The sequence below is a fragment of the Variovorax sp. GW458-11-26-14-LB1 genome, from assembly GCF_059423965.1.
In genome coordinates, this window is record NZ_JBWKYW010000026.1 from 34924 (window position 1) to 58998 (window position 24075).

The window sequence follows — 24075 nt, forward strand, 5'->3', positions numbered from 1 at the left end:
TGCAACCGCACAAGCTTTCATGGTCAGCAGTCGCAGGTGCTCGCCGGAAGACAGGCTTCCCCTTGGCAGCAGTTCTCGGTGAGGTAGCCGAGCAGGCCGTTCATCCGGTCGAACGACGCGCGGTAGATGAGGTTGCGCCCCTGGCGCTCCTGCGAGACGAGGCTCGCGTTCACCAGCTCCTTGAGGTGAAAGGACAACCCCGTCGCCGGTACCGCCAGCGCTTCGGTCAGCGCACCCGGCGTCAGCCCGTCGGGCCCGGCGACCACCAAAGCACGGAACACCCGAAGGCGCACGGGTTGCGCGAGTGCGCCCAAGGCGCGGACCACATCGTTTTCTTCCATTATTCAAGTATCTTTGAATTATTGAATAAAGACAACCCAGAAGACAAAAAGATCGGTGGCACGAATCGGCCATCGCCCTGGCAGATAGCGGCCATCCGCGACGTACCGCTTTTTCTACAGTCGCCCTCGGCTCTACCCCCAACGAAGCATCCAACGAAGGAGACACCCATGTCCGACACCTATGTTCTGGTTCACGGCGCCTGGCACACCGGCGCCGAAATGGAGGCCGTGGCCGACGGCCTGCGCGCGGCCGGCCACACCGTGCATTGCCCCACCGTGGCAGGCAACAACCCCGGCGACGACCGCGCGGGCACCGGCCTGGCCGACGCCATCGCCTCGGTGGTCCGCTTCATCGAGGGCAAGGACCTCATGCAGGTGCGGCTCGTGGGCCACAGCTACGGCGGCATGGTGATTTCGGGCGTGGCCGACCGCATCGCGGCGCGGCTGCGGCGGCTGGTCTACATCAATGCCTTCGTGCCGCTCGACGGCGAGGCGCTCAACGACATGGTGCCGCCGCATTACGTGACCATGTTCGACGCGGTGGCTGCGGCCAACCACAACGCCGTGACGCTGCCCTTCGAGATCTGGCGCGAGGCCTTCATCAACGACGCCGACCTCGCGCTGGCGCAGTCCGCCTACGACCAGCTCAACCCGCACCCGTACCGCACCTTCACCGACAAGATCCAGCTGAAGCAGCCGCTGGCGGCGCTGGCACTGGGCAAGTCGTACGTCAACTGCCAGCAGGACATGGCGCTGCCGCACAGCCTGCCGTGGCATCCGCGGCTGTCGGAGCGGCTGGGGTTGTTCCGGCTCGTGGAGTGCCCGGGCAGCCACGAGATGTTCTTCTCGAACCCGCAGCGGCTGGCGCAGGCGATCCTCGAAGCGGGGCGCGACTGACGGAAGACTTCAGCCGTTCGGAAAGAGCGCGTCGAACACGCGCAGCGACGCATAGGCGTCGTTGGCCGCGTAGCGGATCTGCGATTCGGTGAGCTGCTTGTGCGCCCAGTTCGAGGTGGTCGCCTTGCGCGACTTGGCGAAGCGGCGGTTGAACATCAGCGCCACCGCCGTCTTCACGCCCACCGAGCGGCGGTAGCCGCGCCGGCGGAACTCGTCGTCGATGTCGAACACGGCCTGCGGCGCAATCGCCAGCCGCAGGCGAATCAGCGACAGGTCGCTCGACAGGCCGAAGCCGACCTTGCGCAGTTCGGTGGACGCGAGCAGGCCCGCGACCACGGGGTTGCATTCGTTGCGGTGCAGCTGGAACAGCCAGGCCGTGTCGCGCGTGGCGAACTGCACGACGTGCGGGCCGGTCGACACTTCGTTCTTCGCGAAGGTGGGGCGCGACTCGGTGTCGAAGCCGGCCACGCCGGCGTCGAGCAATTCGTCCGCGGCGCGCTCGGCTTCGGCCAGCGAGCTGACGACCACGATGTCTTTCAGGTCGAGGCTGTCGAAGGGGTCGAGCAGCGCGATCTGTTCGCGCTCGGGAAGCGGAGGGAGCCGGTGGCTGTTGTTGTGGGGGGCGTTCACCGGGTCTTCGCTTTCGCGGCCTTGGGGGTTGTCTTGGGTTTGGGCTTCTTCGGCTTCGGCGGCTGGCCCGAACGCAGCGCGGCTTCGTAGGCCAGGCGGCCCCAGCGCGCGGCTTCCTCGCGGTCTTCGAACAGGTCGGCCGGCGCGAGGCGGTACGACATCGGCATCTCCTTGCCCTCGCGCACGTAGGTGAAGGGCGGCAGGTTCGGCGCATCGAAGTGCGCGGCGCTGCCGGCATCGGCCTTGAGGTACAGCGTGTCCTTGGCGACGAGCGCGATCATGCGGCCCTCGTGCCACACGCCGTGGCCGCCGAACATGCGGCGCGTCTCGATGCGGCCGAGGCGCTCGAAGGTCTCGTGCAGGCTTTGAACAAAGACGCTCATGACGTGATCTCGATGCGGTTGCCGTCCGGGTCGAGCACCACGCTCTCGTAGTAGCCGTCGCCGGTGCGGCGCGGGCCGTCGAGCAGCGGATAGCCGTCGGCCTTCAGCCGCTGCGTGAGCGCATCGACCTCGGCGTCGGAGCCGACCGAGATCGCCAGGTGCGTCCAGCCCATGCGCTGCGCGCCGGCCTCGGCGACCACGGGCGACAGGGTGCTCGTGGTCATGGCCTCGATGCGCGCGCCGTCGCCCAGGCTCAGGAAGCACGAGGCGAAGCCCTTGGCCGGGTTGACGTAGCCGGCGCCGGCGGTGGCGCCGAAGTAGTCGACGTAGAAGCGCTTGCAGCGTTCGAGGTCGGTGGTCCAGAGGGCGATGTGATCGATGCGGATGCGCATGGGGCAGAAAGGAAGTGCGGAGGGTGTCAGCCCGTGCGCCAGGGCGCGCGGGTGGGCGACCAATGGTAGGCGATGCGTTCGCGCCCGCTGCCCGGGTGGCGGTCGACCACGCCACGCACGAGGCCGTAGCGTTCGTAGAAGCGCTGCGCCTCGGTGTTGGTGACGGCCACGTGCAGCCGCCAGCCGTGCGGCATGCGCACGCAGGCCTCGTCGAGCAGCGCCTTGCCCAGGCCCTGGCTGCGCAGGTGCGGTTCGACGAACAGCTGGGCCACGTACTCGCGCGCCGTGAGCAGCACCATGAAGGCCAGCACCTGGCCGTCGCGCTCGGCCAGCACCACGTCGGCGGGCGGGATGAATTCGGTCTGCACGCGCCGCAGCCAGTGGCCGATGGGCTCGACGTGGACGGCGCTGCGGTTGGCCGACACCCAGGCGCGGCGCCAGATGCCCGCGAGCACCATGTTCTCTTCGGCGCCGCCATCGCGCGAGCGCAGCTGGAAGGCAGGAATCTGGGCGGCGGACATGCGGACCATGATAGCCACGCCGGGTGCGGACCGCACCTCTTTGTGCTCAGCCGTTCAGCGTCTGCGCATGGTGCGCGATGTGGTCGGCCATGAAGCTCTGGATGAAGTAGTAGCCGTGGTCGTAGCCCGCGTGGCGGCGCAGCGTGAGCGGCTGGCCGGCGGCGAAGCAGGCGGCCTCGAAGGCCTCGGGATGCAATTGCTCGGCGAGGAATTTGTCGGCCAGGCCCTGGTCGATGAGGATGCCCTGCGGATAGGGCGCCACGGTCTGCGATTGCATCAGCGCGCTGGCGTCGTGCGCGAGCCACTGCGCGCGGTCGTCGCCGGGCTCGCCCAGGTAGCCGGCGAAGGCCTTCTGGCCCCACGGGCACTGGGTGGGCGCACAGATCGGCGCGAAGGCCGAGAGCGACTTGAAGCGCCCCGGGTGCCGCAGCGCCAGCGTGAGCGCGCCGTGGCCGCCCATCGAGTGGCCGAAGATGCCGATGCGCTCGCCCTCGATGGGAAAGTGACGGGCCACCAGCGGCAGCAGCTCGTGCACGATCCAGCTTTCCATGCGCCAGTGCGTGGCCCAGGGCTCGGCGGTGGCGTCGAGGTAGAAGCCGGCGCCAATGCCGAAGTCCCAGCTGTCTTTCGCGCCCGGCAGGCCTTCGGGCCCGGCGCCGCGCGGGCTGGTGTCGGGTGCGATGAGCGCAACGCCCAGGCTCGCGGCCATGCGCTGCGCGCCAGCCTTCACCGCGAAGGTCTCTTCGTTGCAGGTCAGGCCGGCAAGGTAGAGCAGGGCGGGCACGCGCGTGTGCGCGGCCTGCGGGGGCAGGTAGACCGAGAAGCGCATCGGCAGGCCGATCTCGTGCGAGCGGTGCTCGACGAAGCGCTGCACGCCGCCGAAGGCGTGGTGTTCGGAAAGGAGTGTCGGGGTGGTGTCGGTCATGAAAAAGAGGTCGTCTGGCTTCGCAGCGCGGGCACGAGTTCGAGCACGGCGTCGGCGAAGGTGCGCGGCGCTTCCTGCGGCAGGTTGTGGCCTGCGCCGGGCACGAGGCGGTGCGAACGCGGCCCGCTGAAGCGGTGCGCGTGGGCCGAGGCATCGGCGGGCGGTCGCACGCCGTCGTCGATGCCGTCGAAGGTGATGGCGGGCACGGTGATCGTCGGCTGCGCGGCGAGGCGGCGTTCGATGTCGGCATACGCCGGGTCGCCGGGCACGAGGCCGAAGCGGTGGCGGTACGAGTGGATCACCACGTCCACGAAGTCGGGGTGTTCGAAGGCGGCGGCGCTGCGTTCGAAGGTGGCGTCGTCGAAGCGCCAGGTCGGCGACCACAGCTGCCACAGCAGCTTCGTGAGGGCCTTGCGGTCCTTCGCGAGGCCGGCGCGGCCGCGTTCGCTGTGGAAGTAGTACTGGTACCAGAGGCTGTGCTCGTTGGCGGGCGTGTCGGGCTCCATCGCCTTGGCGATGTTCTGGATGTTGTAGCTGTTGAGCGAGACCAGCCCCGCGCAGCGTTCGGGCCACAGCGCCGCGACCACGCAGGCGGCGCGGCCGCCCCAGTCGTAGCCGGCGAGCACGGCGCGCTCGATCTTCAGCGCGTCGAGCAGCGCGAGCAGGTCGGCGCCGAAGGCCGCCTGTTCGCCCGAGCGCGGCGTGGCGTCGGCGAGGAAGCGCGTGGCGCCGTAGCCGCGCATGTACGGCACGATCACACGGCAGCCTTGGGCGGCCAGCATCGGCGCGACCTCGGCGTAAGTGTGAATGTCGTATGGAAAGCCGTGCATCAGCAGCACGGGCGGGCCGTCGGCGGGGCCGGCTTCGTAGTAGGCGACTTCGAGGACGCCCGCTTCGATTCTGCGCAGGGGTTCCATGCGGTTCATGGCGGGCGCCTCCTCGGGCTCAGTACAGGACCACGCCGCGGATCGACTCGCCGCGCTTCATCAGGTCGAAGCCCTTGTTGATGTCTTCCAGCGGCATGGTGTGCGTGATCAGGTCGTCGATGTTGATCTTGCCTTCCATGTACCAGTCGACGATCTTCGGCACGTCGGTGCGTCCGCGCGCGCCGCCGAAGGCCGAGCCTTCCCACTTGCGGCCGGTGACCAGCTGGAACGGGCGCGTGCTGATCTCGGCGCCGGCCTCGGCCACGCCGATGATGATGCTGCGGCCCCAGCCCTTGTGCGTGCACTCGAGCGCCTGGCGCATCACCTGCGTGTTGCCGATGCATTCGAAGCTGTAGTCGGCGCCGCCGTCGGTCAGCTGCACGATGGCGTCGACCACGTTCTCGGTGGTCTTGGGGTTGATGAAGTGCGTCATGCCGAACTGGCGGGCCATGGCCTCGCGCTCGGGGTTCAAGTCGACGCCGATGATCTTGTCGGCGCCCACCATCTTGGCGCCCTGGATCACGTTCAGGCCGATGCCGCCCAGGCCGAACACCACGACGTTCGCGCCGGCTTCGACCTTGGCCGTGAAGATCACCGCGCCGATGCCGGTGGTGACGCCGCAGCCGATGTAGCAGACCTTGTCGAAGGGCGCGTCTTCGCGGATCTTGGCCAGCGAGATCTCGGGCGCGACCGTGTAGTTGCTGAAAGTGCTCGTGCCCATGTAGTGGAAGATGGGCTTGCCGTCGAGGCTGAAGCGGCTGGTGGCGTCGGGCATGAGGCCCTTGCCCTGCGTGCCGCGGATCAGCTGGCACAGGTTGGTCTTGCGGCTCAGGCAGAACTTGCACTGGCGGCATTCGGGCGTGTACAGCGGAATGACGTGGTCGCCCTTTTTCAGGGTGGTGACGCCGGGGCCGACGTCGACCACGATGCCCGCGCCTTCATGGCCCAGGATGGCGGGGAAGATGCCTTCGGGGTCGGCGCCCGAGAGCGTGTAGTAGTCGGTGTGGCAGATGCCGGTGGCCTTGATCTCGACCAGCACTTCACCGAACTTCGGGCCTTGGAGGTCCACGGTTTCGATGGTCAGGGGTTGGCCTGCTTGCCAAGCGACGGCGGCTTTGGTTTTCATGGGATTCGGTTCTTCAGAGAGCGGAAGGGGACAAGGATACTCAGGCGAGCCTTCAGGCGGGGCCAGCCGGGAAGATACCCGACATGCCCACAAAGCCCGGCAGGTGACGAAAGTCCCAGACCCAGCGGCGCAGCGCGGGAAACTCGTCGAGCGAGACGCCGCCTTCGCCCGCCAGCGCCACGTACGGAAAGCAGGCGAGGTCGGCAATGGTCGGCTCGGGCGCGGCCACGAGCCAGCGCAGGCCGGTGGCGGCATGCTGCTCGGCCAGGTGGTCGTCGAGCACGCGGAAGGCCGCGCGCGCACCGCGCCGGCAGGCCTCGATGTCCAGGTGCGTGTAGTCCAGCGCGTCGTGCAGCCGAGCGGCCGAGGCGGTGCGCGTGATCTCGTCGGCCATGGCGAGCCACATCGCGACCTGGCCGCGCAGCTTCGGGGCGGCGGGGTACCAGCGCTGCCGTGCGTCGTCGTAGCGGCTCGCGAGGTAGACCAGGATGGCCTGCGCGTCGCGCAGCACGAAGCCTTCGTCGTCGATCACCGGGAGCTGGCCGAGCGGGTTGACCTGCTCGAGGAATCTGGCGGACTTGTGTTCGCGGCCCGGATGGAAATCGACCGGCACGCTCGCGTGGTCCACGCCGAGCCACAGCAGCATCTGCCGCACCTTGAAGCAGTTGCCCGAGAGCGGGTAGTCGTAGAGCTTGACGGTCATGCGGCGGCCCTCGCGGTACCGAAGCGCATGCCGCGCTCGCGCAGCCAGCGGCGGTAGGTGACGGAGGTGGTGTCGCCGCGCGTGGGCGTTTCGGCACGGCCTTCGAGCGGCATGCGCTTGAAGGCGTGGTTCTCCAGGATCGGCTTGTCCTGCCCGAAGATGGTGTGCTGGAAGGCGATGAGCTCGGCGTCGCTCGACACGTCGTCGAAGTAGGCCAGCAGGGTGTGGGCGATGACGTGCTCGTCGTCCACCGGCTGCAGGAAGAGGCCGATGGCGTCGAGCCTGTCGGGCCGGTGGCTCGACTTGTAGAGCATGGCCGAGAAGGGCTGCATCACGCGGTACTTGTAGAACACCTCGCTGCCCGTGTCGTGGGCGGCGGAGGCGCGGGGTTGCCAGAAGCGGCAGTCGGTGGCCCAGATCTCGTCGGTGGCGGCATCGACCTCGACGTTGTACTTGGCCACTTCGGTGTGTGGCACCTTGCCGAGGTAGTCGGGGTGCACGAAGGGAAAGTGCGCCATGTCCAGGAAGTTCTCGATCACGCGCAAGCCCGACACGGCCACGCCGAGCCCGCCGCAATCGACGATGCGGCGGCCGGGCTCGTCGTATTCGGGGAAGGCGAACAGCGGGCGCGCCGGGCGGCCGCTGGGGCAGACCCAGAGGAAGCCGTAGCGCGATTGCACGGTCAGCGCGTCGGTGCCGAGTCGGGCGTGCGGCGTGCCGTCGGCATCGGTGTGCAGGTGCAGGGTGTCGCCAAGCAGCCGCGCCGTGCGTGGCAAGCCGCTGGCGGGGCCGACGACGAGCCAGTCGTCGAGCATGTTGGGATCGTCGGTGACGAAGGGCATGTTTTCTCTTTCTTCTTGTTCAGAGCGATGCGGCGGCTTCGATGTCGCTGCGCAGCTGCCGCGCCGCGCGGTGCACCCGGGCCATCGCGTCGGAGCCAGGGGCGGCGTCGGTCCACAGGTGCAGGAAGCTCAGCTGCGGCTGGGCGTCGAGCAGCAGGGCGGCGACGGGCGATTCGCCCAGCGTGCCTTGCCATGCATCGGGCGTTCCCGTCGATGCGAAGCCATGCGGCGCCAGCGCAGCGCGCACCACGGACGCGGCCACGCGCAGCGTCAGGGTGCGGGCGAGGTGCCAGCCGGCGGGCACGGCGCCGGCCAGTTCGGGCGGCGCCTCTGCGCCGTCGGCCGCGAGGCGCACCCACAGCATCCCCGCAGCATCCGCCGTGGCGAACGTCTTGGCGCAGACGTTGCGCGGCGCGGGCATGGCCGGGTGCGCCGGGATGCGCACGCACGCGCCGCTGCCGGCCTCGTACTGCCAGCCGTGGTACGCGCACGCCAGGCGGTCGCCGCCGGTCACCTGGCCGAGGGTGAAGCGCACGCTGCGGTGCGGGCAGCGGTTCTCCCAGGCCTGCGGGGAGCCATCGGCCGCGCGCCACAGCGCGAGCTCCTGGCCTTGCGCAAAGCCGGCGACGATGTTGGCGCCGGCGCGCACCTCGGCGGAGGGCGTGACGGGGTGCCAGGTGGCGGAAGGGTTCATGGGTCTTGATCGTGGGGCGGCGGGAAAGGGCGCCACAAATCGGCATAGCATCGGCCATGCCCTTGTCGGCGGTGCCGCCTACCGTAGCGTGTCCGTCGCACCGATGAAAGCCCCATGCCAAGACGCTCCTTTTCATTCCTGCAACGACGACTCCCACGGCGGTGGCTTTCATGAGCGCAGGGCGCATCGACCTCGCGCTGGTCGAGGCCTTCGTCCTCGTGATGAAGAGCGGCAGCCTCACCAAGGCCGAGAGCCTGTCGGGCGTGTCGAAGGCCACGCTGAGCCGGCAGCTCACGCGGCTGGAGGAACTGCTGGGCGCCCAGCTGCTGCTGCGCAGCTCGCGCCGCATCGCGCCCACGGAGGCCGGGCGTGCGTTCTTCGCACGCTGCGAGGGGCTGCTCGGCGAGGTGAGCGGTCGGTTGGAAACGGCGCGCACCGAGGTGCAGGAGCTCACCGGCGGGGTGTCGGGGCGGCTCACGCTGCTGTCCGACACGCAGTTCAGCACCTCCTTCGTCTGCCATGTGGTGCGGATCTTTCTCGAATCGCACCCGAACGTGCGCTGCCAGCTCGACGTGGCGAACGGCGCGCAGGCCCCGCGGATCGGCGAGGTCGACTGCTATGTGGGCTCGGCGCCGCCCGACCTGCCGGACCTGGTCGCCAAGTTGCTGGGCCGGCTGGCCTACGGCCTGTACGCGAGCCCGCAGTACCTGGCGCGGCACGGCACGCCGCAGACGCCCGAGGCGTTGGCGCAGCACCGGATGATCGCGATGCGCGAGCCGTCGGGGCCGCCATCGCCGCTGCGGCTGGTGTCGCAGCAGGCCTCGGGGCGCCATGTGGTGCGCTCGGAGCCGGCCTTCGAGACCAACGACCACTGGGTGATGAAGACCTTCTGCATCGACGGCCTGGGCATTGCGCCGCTGCCGGTGTTCTTCGCCGGGCCCGAGGTGGCGCAGGGCGTGCTGGTGCCGGTGCTGCCGCAGTGGCCGCCGGAGGCGCGGCGGCTGTACTGCGCCTACCAGCGGCAGCGCTACATGGGGCAGAAGCTGCGGGCCTTCGTCGACCTGATGGCGCGCTGCGTGGTGGACATCGGCTCGTACAACCACTACGTGGGGTCGACCGCGGCGGTGTCACCTGCACGGCGGGCGCGGTCGGCGGCGCGACCATAATCGGCTTTCTTCTTCCTGCATCCGCCAGCTTCCTTCACCGATCCATCATGAAGAAAATCCTCGTCCTCAACGGCCCCAACCTCAACCTGCTCGGCACGCGCGAGCCCGAACAGTACGGCCGCGACACGCTCGCCGACGTCGAACGCCTGTGCAAGGAGACGGGCGCGAAACTCGGTGTCGAGATCGAGTGCCGCCAGTCGAACCACGAAGGCGTGCTGATCGACTGGGTCCAGGAGGCGGGCCGCGAAGTGGCCGCCGGGAACATGTTGGGCGTGGTGATGAACCCGGGGGCCTACACCCACACATCCATTGCACTGCACGACGCCATCAAGGGGGCGAGCGTGCCGCTGATCGAACTGCACATCTCGAACGTGCATGCGCGGGAAGAGTTTCGCCACCACTCGTACATCTCGCCTGCGGCGCGCGGGATCATCGTGGGGCTGGGGGTGAAAGGCTACACGCTGGCGATTGCTGCGCTGGTTCCTTGAGTTTTTCGGGGGGCGTGCGCAGGACACCGGGTACTTCCCTCCGCGAATGTCCCCCGGGGCTTCGCCCCTCCTCCTTGATTTCGCTGCGGGAAGCACCCAGTGCCCTGCGCACGAGGGCACGCTCTTGGCGAGCGGCTAATCAACAGCCGCCCTGCATCGCAGCGTCTCCTCAGTAGGTTTGCTTCGGCGCCGCGGCCTTCCAGCTGCGGCTGACCCGGCCTGCGCTGTCGACGCTTTCCAGGTGCACGTCGAAGCCCCAGAGCCTTGCGACGTGCTTCAGCACTTCTTCGGCGTTGTCGTTCAGCGGCAGGTTGTTGCGCTGCGTGTGGCGCAGCGTGAGCGAGCGGTCGCCGCGCGTGGCCACGCTCCAGACCTGGATGTCGGGCTCGCGGTTGCCGATGTCGTACTGGCGTGACAGCGATTCGCGCAGCGCCTGGTAGCCGCTGTCGTCGTGGATGGCCGACACCTCGAGTTCCGATTCGCTCTGGTAGTCGCGGATCGAGAACAGGCGGAAATCGCGCATCGTCTTCGGGCTCAGGAACTGGCCGACGAAGCTCTCGTCCTTGAAGTTGCGCATCGCGTAGTCGAGCGTCTTCACCCAGTCGGTGCCCGCGAAGTCGGGGAACCAGCGGCGGTCTTCGTCGGTCGGCTTTTCGCAGACGCGGCGCAGGTCGGTGAACATCTTGAAGCCCAGCGCATACGGGTTGATGCCGCTGTAGGCGCGGTGGCCCACGGGCGGCTGGAACACCACGCTGGTGTGCGAGCTGAGCCATTCCATCATGAAGCCGTCGTCCAGCTGGCCGCGGTCGTACATGGTGTTGAGCAGCGTGTAGTGCCAGAAGGTGGCCCAGCCTTCGTTCATGACCTGGGTCTGGCGCTGCGGGTAGAAGTACTGCGCGATCTTGCGCACGATGCGCACCACCTCGCGCTGCCACGGCTCGAGCAGGGCGGCGTTCTTCTCGATGAAATAGAGCAGGTTCTCCTGCGGCTCGGGCGGAAAGCGGCGCGCGGCTTCGGACTCGGCGGCCTGTTCGCTCTTGCGCGGCAGCGTGCGCCACAGGTCGTTCACCTGCTGCTGCATGTGGCGCTCGCGGTCGGTGCGCTGCGCGCTCTCTTGCGCCAGCGAACGCTTCTGCGGACGGCGGTAGCGGTCGACGCCGTAGTTCATGAGCGCGTGGCAGGAGTCGAGCAGGTCTTCCACCGCATCGAGGCCGTGGCGTTCCTCGCACTCGGCGATGTAGTGCCGCGCGTAGACGAGGTAGTCGATGATCGACGACGCGTCGGTCCACATGCGGAACAGGTAGTTGCCCTTGAAGAAGCTGTTGTGGCCGTAGGCCGCGTGCGCGATCACCAGGGCCTGCATGGCCATGGTGTTTTCTTCCATGAGGTAGGCAATGCACGGATCGGAGTTGATGACGATCTCGTAGGCCAGCCCCATGTGACCGCGCTTGTAGTTCTTCTCGGTGGAGATGAACTGCTTGCCGTACGACCAGTGCCTGTAGATCATGGGCATGCCCACGCTGGCGTAGGCGTCCATCATCTGCTCGGCCGTGATCACCTCGAGCTGGTTCGGGTAGGTGTCCAGGCCGAAACTCCTCGCCGTCTTGGCGATCTCGGTGTGGTACGTCTCGATGAGCTCGAAGGTCCAGTCGGACGGGCTGGGCAGGCGCTCGAGGCGGGAGGTGGGCAGGTCGGTGCTGCGCGGCAGGACGGGGGCCCCGGGAGGGCGTTCGGTGGTGATCATGTGGGCACCCCTTCCTTCTTGAACAGGTCGCGGAACACCGGGTAGATGTCTTGCGCGTCCGATACCTTGCGCATGGCGAAGTTGGGCGCCACGCCTTCGAGCTGCTGGTACTCCTGCCACAGGTTCTGCTCGGTCTCGGCCACCTGCACGTAGGCGTAGTAGCGCACCACGGGCAGGATGTTGTCGACCAGCAGTTCGCGGCAGCGGCCGCTGTCCTGGTGCCAGTTGTCGCCGTCGCTGGCCTGGGCGCCGTACACGTTCCATTCGCCGCTGGCGTAGCGGGCCTTGATGATCTCGTCCATGAGCACCAGTGCGCTCGACACCACGGTGCCGCCGGTTTCTGTGGCGTGGAAGAACTCTTCTTCGGTCACTTCCTGCGCCTGCGTGTGGTGGCGCAGGAACACGAGGTCGATGCGCTCGTAGTGCCGCGTGAGAAACAGGTACAGCAGCATGAAGAAGCGCTTGGCCATGTCCTTGCGCGCCTCGTCCATCGAGCCCGACACGTCCATGAGGCAGAACATCACGGCCTTGGCGCTGGGCACGGGCGTCTTCACGCGGTTGCGGTAGCGCAGGTCGATCGGGTCGATGTAGGGCACATGCCGCATGGTGCGGCGCAGCTCGGCGATGAGATCCTCGGTCTCGCGGATTTCCTTCTGGATCAGCGCGGTCTCGACCTGCGGATGCGCTTTCAGCACCAGGAGGTGCGCCTCCAGGCGCTTGAGCTCCTTGCGCGGTTCGCCGCCCAGCGCGATGCGCCGCGCCAGCGCGCCGCGCATGGAGCGCACCACGTGCAGGTTGTTGGGCGAGCCGTCGCTGGTGAAGCCGGCGCGATGGCTCTTCCATTCGGGCACTTCGGCGATCTGGGTGCGCACGAGGTGCGGTAGCGCGAGGTCGTCGAAGAAGACGCGCATGAACTCCTCGCGCGTGAGGCGGAAGACGAAGTCGTCCTCGCCTTCGCCGCTGTCGCTGGCCTCGCCGCTGCCCGAGCCACCGCCGCCCTGGCCCTCGGGGCGCGCGATGCGGTCGCCCTTGAGGTATTCCTGGTTGCCGGGGTGCACGTACTCGCGGTCGCCGCCGCGCGCATGGCCGAACACCGGCTCGGAGACATCGTGGCGCGGCAGGGTCACGTCTTCGCCTTGCTCCAGCTCGCGGATGTTGCGCCCGCTGACCGCGCGCCGCACCGCCTCCTGAATCTGCCCCTTGTAGCGCCGAAGGAAGCGCTCGCGGTTGCCGATGGACTTGTTCTTGCCCGAGAGCCGGCGATCGATGATCTGCTGCAGGATGGCCACGATGTTTTCAAAGCTCCTTGCAAAACGGTGGACGGTGCGCTGGTTAGGTCCTTCGCACGCGTCCGTTGTTCCCGCTGTCCGCTATGAACTCTTGCGCACCCGCAGGTACCACTCGCACAGAAGCCGGACCTGCTTGGCGGTGTAGCCCTTCTCGACCATGCGGGTCACGAAGTCCTCGTGCTTCTTCTGCTCGTCGGCGCTGCTCTTGGTGTTGAAGCTGATCACCGGCAGCAGCTCTTCGGTGTTGGAGAACATCTTCTTCTCGATCACTGCGCGCAGCTTCTCGTAGCTGGTCCACGCCGGGTTGCGCCCTGCGTTGCCGGCCCGTGCGCGCAGCACGAAGTTGACGATCTCGTTGCGGAAGTCCTTCGGGTTGCCGATGCCGGCGGGCCGCTCGATCTTCTCGAGCTCGCCGTTGAGCGAGGCCCGGTCGAACACTTCGCCGGTGTCCACGTCGCGGAACTCCTGGTCCTGGATCCAGTAGTCGGCGTAGGTCACGTAGCGGTCGAAGATGTTCTGGCCGTACTCGCTGTAGCTTTCCAGGTAGGCGGTCTGGATCTCCTTGCCGATGAACTCGGCGTAGCGCGGCGCCAGCAGCTCCTTGATGTAGCTGATGTACTTCTGCTCGGTTTCCGGCGGAAACTGCTCGCGCTCGATCTGCTGTTCGAGCACATACATCAGGTGCACCGGGTTGGCGGCCACCTCGGTGCTGTCGAAGTTGAAGACCTTGGAGATGATCTTGAAGGCGAAGCGCGTGGAGACGCCGCTCATGCCCTCGTCGACGCCCGCGTAGTCGCGGTACTCCTGGATCGACTTGGCCTTGGGGTCGGTGTCTTTCAGGTTCTCGCCGTCGTACACCTGCATCTTGCTGAAGGTGCTGGAGTTCTCGGGCTCCTTCAGGCGCGTGAGCACCGACAGCTGCGCCATCATGCGCAAGGTGCCGGGCGCGCACGGCGCCTTGGCCAGCGAGGAGTTGCGCACGAGCTTCTCGTAGATCTTGATCTCTTCGGAGGCGCGCAGGCAGTACGGCACCTTGACGATGTAGATCCGGTCGAGGAAAGCCTCGTTGTTCTTGTTGTTGCGGAACGCCTTCCACTCGCTCTCGTTGCTGTGGGCCAGCACGATGCCGTCGAAGGGAATGGCGCCGAAGCCTTCGGTGCCCTTGAAGTTGCTTTCCTGCGTGGCTGTGAGCAGTGGGTGCAGCACCTTGATGGGCGCTTTGAACATTTCCACGAACTCCAGCAGGCCCTGGTTCGCGAGGCACAGGCCGCCGGAGTAGGCGTACGCGTCGGGGTCGTCCTGGGCGTAGGTCTCGAGCTTGCGGATGTCGACCTTGCCGACCAGCGAAGAGATGTCCTGGTTGTTCTCGTCGCCGGGCTCGGTCTTGGCGACCGCGATCTGGCGCAGCACCGAGGGGTAGCGCTTGACCACCTTGAACTGGCGGATGTCGCCGCCGTACTCCTCGAGCCGCTTCACGGCCCAGGGCGACAGGATGCGGTTCAGGTAGCGCACGGGGATGCCGTACTCTTTTTCGAGGATCTCGCCGTCTTCGAGGGTGTCGAAGAGCCCGAGGGGCGATTCGTTCACCGGGGAGCCGTGGATCGCATAGAAGGGCACGTGCTCCATGAGCTGCTTCAGGCGCTCCGCGATCGAGCTCTTGCCGCCGCCGACGGGCCCCAGCAGGTAAAGGATTTGCTTCTTTTCTTCGAGTCCCTGCGCGGCGTGGCGGAAATAGGACACCACCTGCTCGATGGCATCTTCCATGCCATAGAACTCCTTGAACGCCGGATAGATCTTGATGACCTTGTTCGCGAAGATGCGCGAAAGACGGGGGTCATTGCGGGTATCTACCAGTTCCGGCTCGCCAATGGCCTGGAGCATTCGTTCGGAGGCCGTTGCATATGCCGTCGGATCGCGTTTGCAGATATCCAGATATTCCTGCAGCGAGAGAACTTCCTCGCGGGTGCGTTCGTAGCGGGCTGCAAAGTTGCTGATCACGTCCATGGTCGCGCCTCCTTCAGGTCGGCGGGGCTTTTGACCCCGATGCCTACAGCCAGAGACTGCGTCGCTCCTCTTGGAAGAGGGGCCCCGCCCATGGCTGTATGCCGTGGAAAACTCCCTTACACACTATCTACACAATCGGTTCAATCAGCATAAAGCAAAGAATGAACCGGGCAAATGTTTTATTTATTCTGAACCCCTCTGCCGAGTAAAGTTCCTCGGAAAACAAGGAACTTCTATTCGTGTTTCTGTTAAATTGAAAAGCTCGCGCTCGCGTAATTGTCCCCGGATGAAATGACTATGCCGAATGGCTATCGTCCTCATTGAAATTCTGTGGCGAACACCTTTCCTAATTGAACCCGGGTTCAATAAAGCCGATGCCTTTCAGCAATAACGCGCGACCTGTCGTTTGGTTTATTGCATATCCAAAAAAACATTAAAGCAATCCCCGCGCCACTCCTGTGGCGAGTGGCTGGCGCATGGCAACGTGGGAAGACAACGCGGGTGCCGGTCGGCGGCGTTCCGCAACGGTGCGGGGAGCACCGTTCGCGTGCCTGGCGCGCCGCCGCAGGGCGGCAGCGGCCGAAAGAGGGCACGCTTCGGGCCGACAGGGCGTCGGCCCGGCGCTGACGAAGGCCGTCAGCGCGTCAGCATCATCAGCTGAAGAATTCCTTGGCCTTGTCGAACCAGCCCTTGTCGGTCGGGCTGTGCTTCTCGCCACCCTTCTTGAGCGATTCGTCGAGCTCCTTGAGCAGCTTGCGCTGGTGCTCGGTGAGCTTCACAGGCGTTTCCACGCGCACGTGGCAGTACAGGTCGCCCGGGTAGCTCGAACGCACGCCCTTGATGCCCTTGCCACGCAGGCGGAACTGCTTGCCGCTCTGGGTGCCGTCGGGAATGTCGATGGCGGCCGCGCCCTTGAGCGTGGGCACGTTGATCTCGCCGCCGAGCGCCGCGGTGGTGACGCTCACGGGCACCACGCAGTGCAGGTCGTCGCCGTCGCGCTCGAACAGGTCGTGCTTCTTGAGGCGGATCTCGATGTACAGGTCGCCGGGCGGCCCGCCGTTGGTGCCGGGCTCGCCGTTGCCGGTGCTGCGGATGCGCATGCCGTCGTCGATGCCGGCCGGGATCTTCACCTCGAGGGTCTTGTTGTTCTTGATCTTGCCCTGGCCATGGCACACGGTGCAGGGCTCGGGAACGATCTTGCCGCTGCCGTGGCAGGTCGGGCAGGTCTGCTGCACGCTGAAGAAGCCCTGGCGCATCTGTACGGCGCCCGCGCCGTGGCAGGTGGTGCAGGTGATGGGCTTGGTGCCGGGCTTGGCGCCGGAGCCGTGGCAGGTGCCGCAGTCGTCCCAGCTCGGGATGCGGATCTGCGCGTCCTTGCCGTCGGCGGCTTCCTCGAGCGTGACTTCCATCGCGTAGCTCAGGTCGCTGCCGCGGAACACCTGGCGCCCGCCGCTGGTGCGGCCGCGGCCGCCGCCGAACACGTCGCCGAAGATGTCGCCGAAGGCCTCCGCGAAGCCGCCGAAGCCTTCCGCGCCGGGACCGCCGCGCATGTTGGGGTCGACGCCGGCATGGCCGTACTGGTCGTAGGCCGCGCGCTTCTGGCCGTCCGACAGCATTTCGTACGCTTCCTTCACCTCCTTGAACTTGGCCTCGGCGTCCTTGCTGGTGTCGCCGTGGTTGCGGTCGGGGTGGTGCTTCATCGCAAGCTTGCGATAAGCCTTCTTGATTTCTTCCTCGCTCGCGTTCTTGGGAACGCCGAGGGTTTCGTAGTAGTCGCGTTTGGTGGCCATGGCAGCAGATTCGGTCGGGCGGCAGGAACTCGTCGGGGAACTGGAAGCGAGAAAGGCTGGAGCACCTGTTCAGGTGTTCCAGCCTTGTTTGAAGGGCAGGGGATCAGCCCTTCTTCACTTCCTTGACTTCGGCGTCGACCACGTTGTCGTCGGCCTGCGCGCTGGCGGAAGCTTCCGCGCCTGCCGGGCCGCTGGCGGCCGAGGCGTTGGCCGCGGCCTGCGATTCGGCATACATCTTTTCGCCGAGCTTCTGGCTCGCGGTCATCAGCGTGTTGGTCTTTTCCTCGATCACGGCCTTGTCTTCACCCTTGAGGGCTTCTTCCAGGTCCTTGATCGCGGCTTCGATCGCGTCCTTCTCGGCGGCTTCGAGGCTGGCGCCATGCTCGCCGAGCGACTTCTTCACGCTGTGCACCATGGCTTCGCCCTGGTTGCGCGCCTGCACGATCTCGAGCTTCTTCTTGTCTTCGTCGGCGTTGAGCTCGGCGTCCTTGACCATCTTCTGAATCTCGTCTTCGCTCAAGCCCGAGTTCGCCTTGATGGTGATCTTGTTTTCCTTGCCGGTGCCCTTGTCCTTGGCGCCGACGTGCAGGATGCCGTTGGCGTCGATGTCGAAGCTCACCTCGATCTGCGGCGTGCCGCGCGATGCCGGCGGAATGCCTTCCAGGTTGAACTCGCCCAGCAGCTTGTTGCCCGAGGCGATCTCGCGCTCGCCCTGGAACACCTTGATGGTCACGGCCGGCTGGTTGTCCTCGGCGGTCGAGAAGGTCTGCGCGAACTTCGTCGGGATCGTGGTGTTCTTCGTGATCATCTTGGTCATCACGCCACCCATGGTCTCGATGCCCAGCGACAGCGGGGTCACGTCCAGCAGCAGCACGTCCTTGCGGTCGCCCGAGAGCACCTGGCCCTGGATGGCGGCGCCGACAGCCACGGCTTCGTCGGGGTTCACGTCCTTGCGCGGTTCCTTGCCGAAGAAGGCCTTCACCTTTTCCTGCACCTTGGGCATGCGGGTCATGCCGCCGACCAGGATCACGTCGTTGATGTCGCTCACGCTGATGCCGGCGTCCTTGATGGCCAGGCGGCAGGGCGCGATGGTGCGCTCGACCAGCTCGTCGACCAGGCTTTCCAGCTTGGCGCGGGTGAGCTTGATGTTCAGGTGCTTCGGACCGGTGGCATCGGCCGTGATGTACGGCAGGTTGATGTCGGTCTGCGCGCTGTTCGACAGCTCGATCTTGGCCTTTTCAGCGGCTTCCTTCAGGCGCTGCAGGGCCAGCACGTCCTTGCTCAGGTCGACGCCCTGTTCCTTTTTGAACTCGCCGATGATGTAGTCGATGATGCGCTGGTCGAAGTCTTCGCCGCCCAGGAAGGTGTCGCCGTTGGTCGACAGCACTTCGAACTGCTTCTCGCCGTCGACGTCGGCGATCTCGATGATCGACACGTCGAAGGTACCGCCGCCCAGGTCATACACGGCGATCTTGCGGTCGGCCTTGTCCTGCTTGTCCAGGCCGAAGGCCAGGGCTGCAGCGGTGGGTTCGTTGATGATGCGCTTGACGTCCAGGCCCGCGATGCGGCCGGCGTCCTTGGTGGCCTGGCGCTGTGCGTCGTTGAAGTAGGCCGGCACCGTGATCACGGCTTCGGTCACGGCTTCGCCGAGATAGTCTTCGGCGGTCTTCTTCATCTTGCGCAGGATGTCGGCGCTGACCTGCTGCGGGGCCATCTTCTTGCCGCGCACTTCCACCCATGCGTCGCCGTTGTCGGCCTTGGCGATGGTGTAGGGCATCAGGTCGATGTCCTTCTGGACTTCCTTTTCCTCGAACTTGCGGCCGATCAGGCGCTTGATCGCGTACAGCGTGTTCTTGGGGTTGGTGACGGCCTGGCGCTTGGCCGAGGCACCGACCAAGACTTCACCGTCTTCCTGGTACGCGACGATCGACGGCGTGGTGCGCGCACCTTCCGAGTTCTCGATCACACGCGTGGTGTTGCCTTCCATGATCGACACGCACGAGTTGGTGGTGCCGAGGTCGATGCCGATGATCTTTGCCATGTTCTTACTCCTGAAATTCGGAAAAATATGTTGTTATGAACTTGTGGATAACCCGGTGCGATTCAAGGGACGACGCGGGGATTTCCTGTGGGAATCTTGTGGGGCAGTGCCGATTTACTTCGGGGCGGCCACGGTGACCAGCGCCGGGCGCAGCACGCGCTCGTTGATCGTGTAGCCCTTTTGCAGCAGGCCCACCACGGTGTTGGCGTCCTGGTCGGCGGGCACCATCGAGATGGCCTGGTGCAGGTGCGGGTCGAACTTGTCGCCGGCAGCGGGGGCCACTTCGATCACCTTGTTGCGTTCGAGTGCGCTCTTGAGCTGGCGCAGCGTGGCTTCGGCGCCTTCGCGGATCTGCTCGGGCGTGGCGTCCTTGACGGCCAGGCCGGCTTCGAGGCTGTCGGTCACCGGCAGCAGGCTCTCGGCAAAGGCTTCGACCGCGAACTTGCGGGCCTTGGTGATCTCGTCGTCGGCGCGGCGGCGGGCGTTCTGCACGTCGGCTTGGGCGCGCAGGTACTGGTCGGCCAGCTCGGCATTCTTGGTCTGAAGGGCAGCCAGTTCGCCTTGCGCCACGGCCAGGGCGTCGAGCGCCTCGGCTTCGTTGGCGGCTTGCGCGGCCTCCAGTTCTTCGGGACTGGGCTCGCCTTGCAGCATTTGAGAATTCTGTGCGGATTGTTGCGGGTCAGACATTTTTCAAAGAACCGGCGTGCGCCGGAAAACAAACACAGCCAGCCACTTGGGGCTGCTCTAGGGCTTTTCAAGCGTAAAAATGCGGCCAAAGCGGCCGCAAGAGGGGTGCGAAGTGGCTTTCGCGAGAGACACCGCGGAACCGGCTTCGCCGGGCCGCAGGTGCCGCCCCCGGTAGGGGGTTGGCGAAGCGGACACGAAGTGCCGCGCAGCCTGGGGGCGAGCCTGATCAGTGTGCGTCGAGGAGCTCGACGTCGAACTTCAGGGTGGCGTTCGGGGGGATCACGCCACCGGCGCCGCGGGCACCGTAGCCCAGCGAGGCGGGGATGATCAGCGTGCGCTTGCCGCCGATCTTCATGCCGGCGACGCCTTCGTCCCAGCCCTTGATGACCTGGCCGGCGCCCAGCGAGAACGCGAAGGGGTCGTTGCGGTCGCGGCTGGAGTCGAACTTGGCGCCTTGCACGCCGTCGTTGTAGAGCCAGCCCGTGTAGTGCACGTGCACGTGGTGGCCAGCCTTGGCTTCGGCGCCGGTGCCGACTTCGGTGTCTTCGTATTGCAGGCCGGAGGGGGTGGTGGGCATGGGAAACGCTCCTTGCGTCGATGAAATGGGAGAGGAATCGGAGGCGCGGAGTTTACCGAGGCCCGCGAGGACCCCGCTTCAGCCCTGGCTGTCGGAGCCGGGCGGCGTGGCTGCGGGAGGTGCTGTGTCGGGGGCGGAAGGCGCCGGCGCAGCGGGTGCCGCGGGCGAGGATGCCTCGGCCGATGCGGGCTGCGCGGCGGCCGGCCCCGCGGCCTTCTTGCTCTGCCCGAGCTGCCATTTGGCGGCGAAGGCCTGCAGGTCGGACAGGCGCTTGAGCAGGTCTTGTCCGCTGAGCGTGAGGCAGTAGCCGTCGCTGCCGTGGCTCACGACGCCGGCTTCGCGCAGCTCCTTGATGCGGGTGTTGAGGGTGTTGGGAGTGATGCCGCCGACGCTGTCCTGCAGCAGCCGGAAGGTCTGGGCGTGGCCGTCGCGCAGGGCCCACAGCACACGCAGCGCATAGCGGGCTTCGAGCAGGGCGAGCAACTGGCTGATGGCTGCGTTTTCCTTGGTACTCATCGACATCATCTCCTCGAAGCTGGGCGGACCGTCGGCCGGGGGCAGGCCGGGGCGGCGCACTCTTGTTTGTGATTGGTCGTCATGGACCGTCTGGCTGGCCGACGACTATAGCGCGAAGGATCAGGATGCTACTGGTTTTATAGCTGTGCAGGCATGCAGCATGCGGGTTTCGAGACAAAGCTTCACAAATCAGACGTAGTTGGCCATGGCTTCGCCCAGGCGGATCGCGCGGGTGGGCGACCAGTCCGGGTTGAAGGCCAGCGCAGGCGCCGGGAACAGCATGACGACGGTGGAGCCCAGCAAGAACCGGCCCATCTCGTCGCCCTTCTTGATGTCGATCTGCTGGTCGTTGTAGTGCCACTCGCGCAGCTCGCCCACGCGTGGCGGGTTGACCACGCCGTGCCACACGGTGGCCATGCTGCCGACGATGGTGGCGCCCACGAGCACGAGCACGAAGGGGCCGTGGGCCGATTCGAAGACGCACACCACGCGCTCGTTGCGCGCGAACAGGCCGGGCACGCCGCGCGCGGTGGTCGGGTTGACCGAGAACAGGTCGCCGGGCACGTGAATCATGCGCACCAGCCGCCCGTCGCAGGGCATGTGGATGCGGTGGTAGTCCTTGGGGCTCAGGTACAGCGTGGCGAAGCTGCCGTGCGCGAACTTGGCGGCCAGCGCCGCGTCGCCGCCGACCAGCGCGGTGGTCGTGTAGTTGTGGCCCTTGGCCTGGAAGATCTGGTCGCCCTCGATGGCACCGAACTGGCTGATGGCGCCGTCCACGGGGCACACGAGGTCGGCCTGCGCGAGCGGGCGCATGCCGGGCTTGAGGGCGCGCGTGAAGAACTGGTTGAAGCTCTTGTAGTGATGGATGTCGGACTCGAGCGCCTCGCCCATGTCGACGTTGTACTTGGCAACGAAGCGGCGAATGATCCAGGTGGTGACCGCGCCTCGTTCCTTGCCTGCGACCCAGCCGGCGAAATTGGTCAGGGCCTGCTTGGGGAACAGGTATTGGGGCAGAACTGCGGAGCGATCGGACACGTTGTGAAAGGCCTGGAATGCGGAATCGGACGGGCATTCTATAAAGCGCTTCTCCTTGGGGACGTAGGAAGCTTCCCTTGGTTGCTTGCTTGTTCTTTACCTGTGTGGATGCGCGCCCGGTGGGCGGTGCGGCGCGGGCGGCCCCACTGTGCCGGCCGCTTCGCGGCTGCCCTGCGGTGCTCGCGTTTCGCGGGGTCTCGCAGAACTCGCTTCGCTCAAACAGCTGCGAGCCCTGATCCGCGAAACGCTGCGCGCCTCGGCGGCACAGAGGGGCCGCCCACACCACACCGCCCACCGGGCGCTTGTGGGGGGTGTGGTGGCTGCCGGATTCGGGTAGGTCAGTCGGCCTTGATGCCTGCGGCCTTGATCACCTGCGCCCACTTCTCCACTTCCGTCTTCTGGAAAGAAGCGATCTGCGCGGTCGTGAGGTCGGCGGGCTCCATGCCGAAGCCCTTGAGCTTGTCCTGCATCTCGGGCGTCGCGAGGATCTTGCGGATCTCGGTGTGCAGGCGGTCGACGACGGGCGCTGGCGTGCCCGCGGGCACGAAGATCGCCTGCCACGACACCACCTCGAAATCCTTGAGCCCCTCGATGCCCGATTCGGCGACCGTCGGCACGTCGGGCATCGAGGCCAGGCGCTTGGCCGAGGTCACGGCGATGGCGCGCAGCTTGCCGCTCTGGATGTGCGGGCCGGCGACCACGGTGGTGTCGAACATCATGTCGACCTGTCCGCCGATCACGTCCTGGATCGCGGGGCCGCTGCCCTTGTACGGGATGTGCGTGAACTTCACGCCCGACTTGTAGCCCAGCAGTTCCAGCGCCAGGTGCTGCGAGGTGCCCGTGCCCGCCGAGGCCGACGAGAGGCCACCGGCCTTGGCCTTGCTCGCGGCGATCACGTCCTTCAACGTCTTGTACGGGCTGGCCTGGTTCACCACCAGCACGACCGGGTTAGTGCCGATCAGCGTCACGGGCGCGAACGACTTCTGCGGGTCGTAGCCCAGCTTGGGGTACAGGCTCACGTTGATGGCGTGCGAGCTGATCGTGCCGCCCACCAGTGTGAAGCCGTCGGGCGCGGCGCGCGCGCCGATCTCCGAGCCGACACTGCCGCCGGCGCCGCCCTTGTTGTCGATGATCACGCTCGTGCCCAGCACGGTGCCGAGCTTCTGCCCGATGAGGCGGCCCAGCACGTCGGTGGTGCCGCCCGCGGGGAAGGGCACGAGGTAGGTGATGGCCTTGCCCGTGGGCCAGGTGTTGCCGCCCTGCGCGAAGGCGGGCAGGGCTGCCGCCAGCGAGGCGGCGAGGGCGGACTGGATGAGTGTGCGACGTTGCATGGCTGTGTCTCCTTGTCGTGTCGCGTTCACGGCTTGATGTTCAGCTTGGTGATCAGCGCCTTGAAGTAGGCGTTGTCCTTGGCCAGCGTTTCCTTGAACACCGCGCCGTCGGTGTAGACGTAGCCCAGGTTCTGCTTGTCCATCACCTCGTGCATCAGCGGCTCGGCGGCGGTCTTGGCGGTGATCTCGCGCAGCTTGGCCATCACTTCGGGCGGCGTGTTCTTCGGTGCGCCCAGGCCGCGCCATGTGCCGATCGACAGGTCGATGCCGCGCTCCTTGGCGGTCGGGATCTTCTCGAAGCCCTTCACGCGCTTGTCGGCCATCACCATCAGCACCTTGAGCTTGCCGCCCTGCACGTGCGTCGTGACTTCGGCGGGGCTCACGGCCACCGCTTCGATGTGGCCGCCCAGCAGCGCCAGCACGGCGGGCGCGGCGCCCTGGAACGGGATGTGGCCGAACTTGGTGCCGGTCTTGTCTTCGAGCGCGGCGGCGGCCAGGTGCCAGATCGAGCCGTTGCCCGAGTTGCCCACGCGGATGCCCTCGGGCGACTTCTTCGCGGCGGCGAGGAATTCTTCGATGGTGTTCCACGGCGCATCGGCCTTCACGGTGATCGCGGCCGGGTCGGCGTTGAGCTGCGCAATGGGCTGGAAGTCGTCGTAGTTGAACTTGGCCAGGCCCAGGTGCGGCAGCGTGAGCAGCTCCACCGTGAGCACGGCGAGCTTGTAGCCGTCGGGCTTGGCGTTGATCACCTCGGTCCAGCCGATGGCGCCGCCCGCGCCGGGACGGTTGACGATCACGATGCTCTGCGAGATGTGCTTGCGGCTGGCTTCGGAAAACGCGCGCGCCAGGCCGTCGGTGCCGCCGCCGGGCTGGTAGGGCACGAGCAGCTCGATGGTGCGGTTCGGGAAGTCGTTGGCTTGCGCCGCGGCGGGCGCGGCCAGGCCGAGCGAGAGGGCGGCGGTGGCCGAAAGGGCGGCAAGGCCGCGGACGAACTGGCTTCTTTGCATGGTGTCTCTGTCTCCGTTGT

General features: G+C 66.6%; 24 protein-coding genes and 1 pseudogene. 3 read left to right on the forward strand and 22 right to left on the reverse strand.

Annotation, left to right across the window (positions count from 1 at the left end; all coding sequences use genetic code 11):
- Positions 1-23: 23 nt before the first annotated feature.
- A complete protein-coding gene (locus AC07YS_RS18035) occupies positions 24-341 on the reverse strand; it encodes an ArsR/SmtB family transcription factor (RefSeq protein ID WP_495268688.1) in 318 nt (105 codons plus the stop codon).
- A gap of 168 nt (positions 342-509) precedes the next feature.
- Between AC07YS_RS18035 and AC07YS_RS18040 the strand changes: the two genes are divergently transcribed.
- Positions 510-1238 carry an alpha/beta fold hydrolase gene (locus tag AC07YS_RS18040; RefSeq protein ID WP_495268689.1) on the forward strand — a complete coding sequence of 243 codons (729 nt, stop codon included), beginning with the start codon at positions 510-512 and terminating at the stop codon, positions 1236-1238.
- Between the two features lie 9 nt (positions 1239-1247).
- Here AC07YS_RS18040 and AC07YS_RS18045 read toward each other — a convergent pair whose 3' ends face one another.
- From AC07YS_RS18045 to AC07YS_RS18090, 10 genes are read right to left on the reverse strand one after another with little or no spacing between them, the layout of a single operon-like run.
- Entirely contained in the window at positions 1248-1868 is a 621-nt protein-coding gene (locus tag AC07YS_RS18045) for a 3'-5' exonuclease (RefSeq protein WP_495268690.1), read from the reverse strand.
- Positions 1865-2251: a TfoX/Sxy family protein gene (locus AC07YS_RS18050; protein ID WP_495268691.1), complete on the reverse strand. Its 387-nt coding sequence runs from the start codon at positions 2249-2251 to the stop codon at positions 1865-1867. Before AC07YS_RS18050 ends, AC07YS_RS18045 begins: the two co-directional genes overlap by 4 nt.
- The gene (locus AC07YS_RS18055) at positions 2248-2643 is read right to left on the reverse strand and encodes a VOC family protein (RefSeq protein WP_235926677.1); all 396 of its coding nucleotides are present in this window, start codon (positions 2641-2643) and stop codon (positions 2248-2250) included. The genes AC07YS_RS18050 and AC07YS_RS18055 overlap by 4 nt, the downstream gene beginning before the upstream one ends.
- 26 nt (positions 2644-2669) lie before the next feature.
- Positions 2670-3164, reverse strand: coding sequence for a GNAT family N-acetyltransferase (locus tag AC07YS_RS18060; protein WP_223301265.1), 495 nt, complete (start codon positions 3162-3164; stop codon positions 2670-2672).
- Positions 3165-3210: 46 nt separating this feature from the next.
- Positions 3211-4089 carry an S-formylglutathione hydrolase gene (gene fghA, locus AC07YS_RS18065; protein ID WP_495268692.1) on the reverse strand — a complete coding sequence of 293 codons (879 nt, stop codon included), beginning with the start codon at positions 4087-4089 and terminating at the stop codon, positions 3211-3213.
- The gene (locus AC07YS_RS18070; protein WP_495268693.1) at positions 4086-5015 is read right to left on the reverse strand and encodes an alpha/beta fold hydrolase; all 930 of its coding nucleotides are present in this window, start codon (positions 5013-5015) and stop codon (positions 4086-4088) included. The genes fghA and AC07YS_RS18070 overlap by 4 nt, the downstream gene beginning before the upstream one ends.
- A 19-nt stretch (positions 5016-5034) precedes the next feature.
- Positions 5035-6141: an S-(hydroxymethyl)glutathione dehydrogenase/class III alcohol dehydrogenase gene (locus AC07YS_RS18075; RefSeq protein WP_070059685.1), complete on the reverse strand. Its 1107-nt coding sequence runs from the start codon at positions 6139-6141 to the stop codon at positions 5035-5037.
- 52 nt (positions 6142-6193) lie between these two features.
- Complete coding sequence (locus AC07YS_RS18080; RefSeq protein ID WP_495268694.1) at positions 6194-6844, reverse strand: glutathione S-transferase family protein; 651 nt, start codon at positions 6842-6844, stop codon at positions 6194-6196.
- Positions 6841-7686, reverse strand: a complete 846-nt coding sequence (locus AC07YS_RS18085; protein ID WP_495268695.1) for an aromatic ring-hydroxylating dioxygenase subunit alpha — start codon at positions 7684-7686, stop codon at positions 6841-6843. The genes AC07YS_RS18080 and AC07YS_RS18085 overlap by 4 nt, the downstream gene beginning before the upstream one ends.
- 19 nt (positions 7687-7705) lie before the next feature.
- Complete coding sequence (locus AC07YS_RS18090) at positions 7706-8380, reverse strand: Rieske 2Fe-2S domain-containing protein (RefSeq protein ID WP_495268696.1); 675 nt, start codon at positions 8378-8380, stop codon at positions 7706-7708.
- Between the two features lie 170 nt (positions 8381-8550).
- Here AC07YS_RS18090 and AC07YS_RS18095 point away from each other — a divergent pair, with 170 nt between their 5' ends.
- Together AC07YS_RS18095 and aroQ are read left to right on the forward strand one after the other, a co-directional pair.
- Positions 8551-9546, forward strand: a complete 996-nt coding sequence (locus tag AC07YS_RS18095) for a LysR family transcriptional regulator (RefSeq protein ID WP_495268697.1) — start codon at positions 8551-8553, stop codon at positions 9544-9546.
- Between the two features lie 47 nt (positions 9547-9593).
- On the forward strand, positions 9594-10034 hold the full coding sequence (gene aroQ, locus AC07YS_RS18100; RefSeq protein WP_062470706.1) for a type II 3-dehydroquinate dehydratase: 441 nt from the start codon (positions 9594-9596) through the stop codon (positions 10032-10034).
- A gap of 169 nt (positions 10035-10203) precedes the next feature.
- Here aroQ and AC07YS_RS18105 read toward each other — a convergent pair whose 3' ends face one another.
- The 11 genes and pseudogenes from AC07YS_RS18105 to AC07YS_RS18155 form a co-directional block, all read right to left on the reverse strand.
- Complete coding sequence (locus tag AC07YS_RS18105) at positions 10204-11778, reverse strand: SpoVR family protein (protein ID WP_223301264.1); 1575 nt, start codon at positions 11776-11778, stop codon at positions 10204-10206.
- Positions 11775-13067 (reverse strand): YeaH/YhbH family protein, encoded by a 1293-nt coding sequence (locus AC07YS_RS18110; protein WP_095744575.1) that lies wholly within the window; start codon positions 13065-13067, stop codon positions 11775-11777. Before AC07YS_RS18110 ends, AC07YS_RS18105 begins: the two co-directional genes overlap by 4 nt.
- 81 nt (positions 13068-13148) lie before the next feature.
- Positions 13149-15071 (reverse strand): PrkA family serine protein kinase, encoded by a 1923-nt coding sequence (locus AC07YS_RS18115; RefSeq protein ID WP_062470701.1) that lies wholly within the window; start codon positions 15069-15071, stop codon positions 13149-13151.
- 653 nt (positions 15072-15724) lie between these two features.
- Positions 15725-16861, reverse strand: coding sequence for a molecular chaperone DnaJ (gene dnaJ / locus AC07YS_RS18120; RefSeq protein WP_062470698.1), 1137 nt, complete (start codon positions 16859-16861; stop codon positions 15725-15727).
- A gap of 103 nt (positions 16862-16964) precedes the next feature.
- The gene (gene dnaK, locus AC07YS_RS18125; RefSeq protein ID WP_159272623.1) at positions 16965-18902 is read right to left on the reverse strand and encodes a molecular chaperone DnaK; all 1938 of its coding nucleotides are present in this window, start codon (positions 18900-18902) and stop codon (positions 16965-16967) included.
- Positions 18903-19016: 114 nt separating this feature from the next.
- On the reverse strand, positions 19017-19589 hold the full coding sequence (gene grpE / locus AC07YS_RS18130) for a nucleotide exchange factor GrpE (RefSeq protein WP_082817966.1): 573 nt from the start codon (positions 19587-19589) through the stop codon (positions 19017-19019).
- A gap of 226 nt (positions 19590-19815) precedes the next feature.
- Positions 19816-20166, reverse strand: coding sequence for an FKBP-type peptidyl-prolyl cis-trans isomerase (locus AC07YS_RS18135; RefSeq protein ID WP_019655816.1), 351 nt, complete (start codon positions 20164-20166; stop codon positions 19816-19818).
- A 213-nt stretch (positions 20167-20379) separates the two neighbouring features.
- A pseudogene (locus AC07YS_RS18140) lies at positions 20380-20682 on the reverse strand (winged helix-turn-helix transcriptional regulator); the annotation flags it as partial.
- 189 nt (positions 20683-20871) lie between these two features.
- A complete protein-coding gene (asd, locus tag AC07YS_RS18145; RefSeq protein ID WP_495268698.1) occupies positions 20872-21717 on the reverse strand; it encodes an archaetidylserine decarboxylase in 846 nt (281 codons plus the stop codon).
- Positions 21718-22055: 338 nt separating this feature from the next.
- A complete protein-coding gene (locus AC07YS_RS18150) occupies positions 22056-23048 on the reverse strand; it encodes a Bug family tripartite tricarboxylate transporter substrate binding protein (protein WP_307585972.1) in 993 nt (330 codons plus the stop codon).
- A 26-nt stretch (positions 23049-23074) separates the two neighbouring features.
- Positions 23075-24055, reverse strand: coding sequence for a tripartite tricarboxylate transporter substrate binding protein (locus tag AC07YS_RS18155; protein ID WP_307694262.1), 981 nt, complete (start codon positions 24053-24055; stop codon positions 23075-23077).
- Positions 24056-24075 lie beyond the last annotated feature (20 nt).